Here is a 5,894-nt window from a genome sequence, read left to right as displayed (position 1 = left end):
ATTCGCCCTGCAAACGACGGGTTTCAGTTTGGTCGGTGAGTAAAATAATTTGGCCATCAGCACCCAGGTTGCGGGTTTGGATACTGATGAGGCGGCCATCGCGCAATGACACTTCGTGGCCATCATCCTGACGCGGTTCAAAACAGCGTGCGATCACTTCGCGCCACAACTCGCCTTGCAAAGGTTCGCCTAGCAGTTCAATCGCAGCGGGGTTTGATTCAGACACGCGACCGGAGGAATCCAATACCACCACACCGCCGGGTAAAAAATTCAGCAGGCTTTCAAGGCGATTGGCTAATTTTTCTTTTTCCGCCAATTCCTGCAAGCGGCGGTCACTAAGACTGGACAGTTCTTCATTTAATTCAGCAACGCGGTTTTCCAATAGGTGATAAGAGTCCGCCAGCTGTTCAGACATCTGGTTGAACAGTTCAAACGCACTTTTGAGATCCTGGCCTTTTTCACTGAGCGCCTTATCCATCGGCAATGCCGCCAAAGGCTCATCCGAATTGGCAGCCAGTAGGCCAGCGCGCGCTTTAGCCGCGCCGCCGACCTTGATCACATTGGAAACTGCTTGCGTCATAAAAACCCCTGTTGCACAACTCTTGCCCTGCTCGAAAAACCAAACCGTCAATAAAACAACGGATATTTGTCGTTAAAGGCTTGCTTAAGAGGTTAATTGCAAGCTGGATGCCAAAATATTTAGTTGTTATTTTTCATACACTTACAACCAATAAGACGCAACAAAAGTCAAACATTTGGCTTGCGCGGGATTTTCAGGTTGTCGCATTAATCATGCATCCTTATAATGCGCGAACCCTCTCGGGGGAGTAATCTGCTCCAGCATTGCGATGCCTGTACCCGTAAATGCTGAGCGCTTTTGTCAACAAACTTGCCGCACTCTTCCTTCAAGAGCGCATTTACGGCATGGCAAAAGCGTCCTCTGTTGTGCTTACAGCACACATCGGATTGATGAGACCTGAGATACCACTGTGGCCCCGGCGGGACTGCGGTTGTATCTCATGTTATTCATCCCGCCCTGGTAAATTTTATGGAAGCCTTTCTCAGCTCAACCTTCGCTGTCGCCATTGCCGAAATTGGTGATAAAACCCAATTGCTCGCACTTTTCCTCGCTGCGCGCTATGGCCGCCCCTACATCATCAGCTTGGGTGTATTAGTCGCCACCATCGTTAACCATGCAATCTCGGCATGGCTCGGAACTGTTTTGGCAGATGTGATTCCTGCCGAGTGGATTCGCTGGATTATTGCGGGCAGTTTTTTTGCTATCGGCCTTTGGTTATTAATTCCCGATAAAGAAGATGACGACATGGGCCGCTTCGCTAACTACGGCCCCTTTGTCGCAACGCTGGTGTTATTTTTTCTGGCAGAGATTGGCGATAAAACCCAAATCGCCACCGTCATACTCGCGGCCAAATACAATGCAGATATGTGGATGACCTGTGCTGTTATTGCCGGAACAACACTCGGCATGTTGCTGGCAAACGTGCCGGTTATTTTTGCAGGAAAATGGTTGATGGATAAATTGCCACTCGGTGTTGCACACAAAGCCGCCTGCGTTTTATTTATTGCATTGGGAATTGCAACCTTGATAGGAATGGGCTGAGTTGATTCGCTAAACCTGATGTACTATGGTGGCACAATCACCATAGTCGTCACGTCAGGCCAGAGATTAATGATTACTCCTATTTTTAATTTAAACGATATTATTCTCATTCTGGCGATAGGTTTGAGTTTAATTCTAGCCTTATTCCAACCCATCTTACCCGCCAAGAAAAAACTCACCAAAGCATTATTAGCCAGTTTTTTCTTGAGCCTCACATTATCCGATATCGGCATTATGTTGATCTGGAATGAATACATTCCGCAATCAACCATGAGCGCAACGCTAGTACCCTACTTCTACTGCTGCTCCATGCTGTTAAAAGCGCCTTTGCTGTTACTGTATGTACGCAGTATTACGGAAGAAAATTTCCAATTAAAACGCATCCATCTTTTGCATTTAACACCGATGCTCATCGCCATACTGGTGATATCCAGTTTCGATATTGATATCAACCGCCTGAAGCTTGACACCTTTGGTATGGATGCACTGCTCTATCAAGTCATAGACAGCCTTTGGTATTCGCTGAAAATTATTCCACTGGGATATTTTATCGCCGCAACCTTTACTGTTTGGCACTATCACAAAATGCTGCGCCAACAACATTCCGACGTAAATGAAACTGCTCTCTGGTGGTTGTATTATTTAACCCTGGGTTTTGTATTAGCCGGTATTTGGACGCTCTCCCTAAGCATACTTGCCTATTTCTATCGCTTGCCGTTTGGTGTTACCGATAACTACCTGAACTTTATTTTATTGATCGCACTCTTCTATTACAGTATTTCCCATGCGCAAAACCTCACTACCACCAAGGAAGAAGAGGAGTTTGATGATCCAAAAGAATCTGCTGCATTGGTAGACACCAAACCGCTGGATTCCACTATCAGCAAAATTATGGACGGCATAGTCAACCAAAAGCTTTACCTTAACCAAAGCCTTAACGTTGAGCAGTTTTCAGCGAAGATCGGGGTGCCTTACCGGGATGTCTCTTTTGCCATTAACAAAGCATTTGGCACAAACTTTTTTGAGTTTGTTAATTCCTACCGCATTGAAGAATCCAAACGTTATCTCGCCGATGAAAAATACAAAGACATGACTATTATGGATATTTTATTAGAGTCGGGCTTTAACAGTAAATCGGCATTCCAACGCTTCTTCAAGCGTTTGACGGGCACATCACCAACAGAATTCCGCCGCGAGGCATTGCGCAAAGCACACTTTGCGCAGGAGTAGTGCTCAGCACTTGAGGCTGTTTTTATGGATACCCGCGTATGCGGGTATGACGACAATATAACTATTCATTGATTTGCCATTATTTAGGCAAAAGACCAGCATCAGTTAATATCGCAATTGCAGGTTCAAGATAAGCCGCATAATGTTTCCATTGCCCAACACTTGCCGCTGAAATCGGTTGGCGGACTTGCACTGCGCTAGCCGTAGCAACTGGCTTGCTATTCTTCTCTACGGCCAAACAGGCCTCCTCCCACTCCAGACTACAAAAACCTAATAGAGTTTTAATTTCGTCATTAGGGTTAGCCACTAGGGATTCATAATTAGCCACATAAAAATTATTGGGGTAAAGCGTCTGCCAGTGGTCAACTAAACGTTTGAATGCCACGTAATAGCGCGCGGCATCTTCAAGATTCAAAGTGTATCCAAAGGTGGAATCATGGAAGCTGAACAGTTGGCGATAATTACTGACGATAGTGTCGAGCGGATTACGGTCAAGGCAGACAATTTTTGCTTCAGGCAAGGCCGCGATAATTAAACCGGCATAGAGTATATTCAGCGGCAATTTATCAACTAAATAACGCTTGCCCGCCAACAAATAATCCGTGCTGGCGATATACTCACGCCCCAATGCTGCTAGATCTACCTCACCCAACCGGTTAATAAAATCGCTATCAATAAATTCATTACTGGTTGAATTGAGCTGGCGCTTTAGCGCTACCGAAAAATTATACAGCTCACCGCCTGTGGCCACCTGGCTATGGTTTGAGATAATTCGTTCAACCAGAGTGGTTCCTGTGCGCGGCATTCCAACAACAAATATCGCGCGCTCATTTTCACAACCATTATTTAATACTGGCGGCTTTGCCGAAAAATGCTGCATCACCCGTGCAAAAATATCCTCATCCCGCGCAAACTGATAGGCGAGCTTATTAGTCATTTTCTGTTTTGCTTGTGCGAGTACCGCCATGGATTCATCAAAACACTTTAATGCCTCAAGCTCTTTGGAAAGCGCATGGGCGATGCACAAACTATCATCAGGATCTGTTGCCGTGGACACCAACTCACGTAAGCGAGCGATGTGGTTAGTTTGCGGAGTAATGCCTCCCAAGCTGGTTAATGCGGCATGTGCTTTGTAATAATCGGGTTTTAAAGCGATAGCACTTTCATAAGCGGCACGCGCACCTGCAAAGTCACCACAAAATTTTAGTGACGATGCAAGATTAAAAAAAAGACCAGGTTGTGCTTGCCCAAACGCAATAACTTTTTTAAAACAAACCGCCGCTTGTTCATACATACAAAGTCGATTGTAAGCTACACCCATCACATCCAACACTTCAGCCGTGTGGTTTTGCAGACGCTCGGCACGTGACAACAAATACACCGCATCACTTGTATTTCCAGCAAGCACCTGTGCACGAGCCAAATACACCGTGTATTCCAGTTTATCCGGCTCAAGGCGGTAAGCATGAGTCAGCATCTCAACTTCTTTGAGATGGTTTTTGAAATCGTAGGCAATGCGGCTCAGCAAAAAATAAGCGCCTGCCCATTGCGGATAACGACTAACGGCATCAGTCAATAATTGAAACGCATTGCGGTAGTCGCCTTGCAGCAATGCAAGGCGCGCCGAATCCTGAATCAGCATTTGTTCATGTTCATTATCGACTACAACCATACAATCGCCATTCTTTCAAAATTACTGGACGTCACAACCATTGGAAATAACTCCGCCCGATTGATTACCATTCAGGTTTTTTACATCCAGGAACTTATCATAAATAAACCAGGTAGCACCAACGACCTCGATATTTTCCTTCCATGGCTTATTGAGTGCATCATACTGTTCGCGCCAGGATTTATAAGCCTGCTGATGTGGATTCTTTTCCAGCCAACATCCCATAAACGGAATATCGTTGGTGTTTTTTGGGCCTTCGTTGGAGAAAATGGGCGCAATTTTTACCTTGCGGCTAGCGGCAGATAGCCACTCAAGGCGCTCAAGACCATAATTGATAATAGTCACGTCCGTCTGCATATAATAGTGCACTAAAATCCGGTCGGTAACATTTCCCAACCTAACTGCTTCATTTGCATTAATCCAGCCAACATAAATTTCCGTTTGCAAATCATGCACCATGCCGACGGATTTGAAATGTTCTAACATCGCAATCGTATTGTTAAATGCAGTGGCGCGATCAGGCATATTCCAGAACTCGTACTCCACATTCAAGACGTTGATACGTTCGGATTCAGGGCGACCATTATTGTAGGCGACTATAGTATTTGCCTCACTCACATCACCCAAGGCGGCGGCGACGCTTTTAACTCCGGCAGTTAATTTAGCGCGGCTGACCAACGCGGCAAACTGTTTGGCAGTGGTTGAGGTTGGATTAAGGCCTTCCAAATCATAAAAAATGAGATAGTTAAATCCATTATCGCGTACAAATTTTATAAATTGATCTTCACGCTCAACATTGTCCAACAATGCATTAGCGCGCCCCGCATTAAGGGACACGTACATACCGTATAGTTGATCGTTTTGTGGTTCGCCACCTTGAGCTGATGATGCGATGGAGGAATTGGAGCTAGAAAGTTCCGCGCTGGATACGCTTGCTTCTGCTGCTGAACTCACATTCGTTACTATATTAGATGAAGCATTTGATGAAGCACTTGATCCAACAACAGAGTTGCCACTGTTATTGGTATTTTTTATTGCAGAGGAACCACCACCGCAGGACACCAGTGCAAGAATAAAACTGAAAATACATAAATTGCGTAACATCATAAAAACCTTTCAATAATTTTCCCGGAAGTGGCTGTATAGCCAACATATTAATCAACAGTCGCTATATTGCTTACCACGGAATGTAAGCGGCTGCGCAGCAATACTTGCCCCGTCCCTACATCCACTTTATCTTGATACTGGACCCAATCTTTGCCGTTATTAAGGCTGTACTCGATACCAACTCCGGGCAACGAGGAATTAGCGCTCAGCTGGTTGTTAGTGCGAATTCCGCCGGGGGGTGGCAAATAAAATTTAACGCCTGAC

6 protein-coding genes are annotated in these 5,894 nt (G+C 45.4%); 2 read left to right on the top strand and 4 right to left on the bottom strand.

Features of this window, described 5'->3' with window-relative positions:
• A partial coding sequence (locus ACWA6V_RS15790) for a PAS domain-containing protein (RefSeq protein WP_449523387.1) occupies positions 1-580 on the bottom strand: 580 nt, incomplete at its 3' end.
• 468 nt (positions 581-1,048) lie between these two features.
• Between ACWA6V_RS15790 and ACWA6V_RS15785 the strand changes: the two genes are divergently transcribed.
• Both ACWA6V_RS15785 and ACWA6V_RS15780 read left to right on the top strand, forming a co-directional pair.
• Complete coding sequence (locus ACWA6V_RS15785; protein WP_331352355.1) at positions 1,049-1,621, top strand: TMEM165/GDT1 family protein; 573 nt, start codon at positions 1,049-1,051, stop codon at positions 1,619-1,621.
• 69 nt (positions 1,622-1,690) lie between these two features.
• The gene (locus tag ACWA6V_RS15780) at positions 1,691-2,851 is read left to right on the top strand and encodes a helix-turn-helix domain-containing protein (protein WP_449523386.1); all 1,161 of its coding nucleotides are present in this window, start codon (positions 1,691-1,693) and stop codon (positions 2,849-2,851) included.
• Positions 2,852-2,930: 79 nt separating this feature from the next.
• On the opposite strand, the gene ACWA6V_RS15775 is transcribed toward ACWA6V_RS15780, so the two are convergent.
• The 3 genes from ACWA6V_RS15775 to ACWA6V_RS15765 form a co-directional block, all read right to left on the bottom strand.
• Entirely contained in the window at positions 2,931-4,523 is a 1,593-nt protein-coding gene (locus ACWA6V_RS15775) for a tetratricopeptide repeat-containing sulfotransferase family protein (protein WP_449523385.1), read from the bottom strand.
• A gap of 21 nt (positions 4,524-4,544) precedes the next feature.
• Positions 4,545-5,630 carry a hypothetical protein gene (locus ACWA6V_RS15770; protein ID WP_449523384.1) on the bottom strand — a complete coding sequence of 362 codons (1,086 nt, stop codon included), beginning with the start codon at positions 5,628-5,630 and terminating at the stop codon, positions 4,545-4,547.
• A 47-nt stretch (positions 5,631-5,677) separates the two neighbouring features.
• The coding region (locus ACWA6V_RS15765) for a chitobiase/beta-hexosaminidase C-terminal domain-containing protein (RefSeq protein WP_449523383.1) at positions 5,678-5,894 on the bottom strand (217 nt) is incomplete at its 5' end.

This window comes from Cellvibrio sp., from assembly GCF_053579595.1.
The sequence above is the reverse complement of the archived record's forward strand: the minus strand, read 5'-3'. Positions and strand labels throughout refer to the sequence as shown.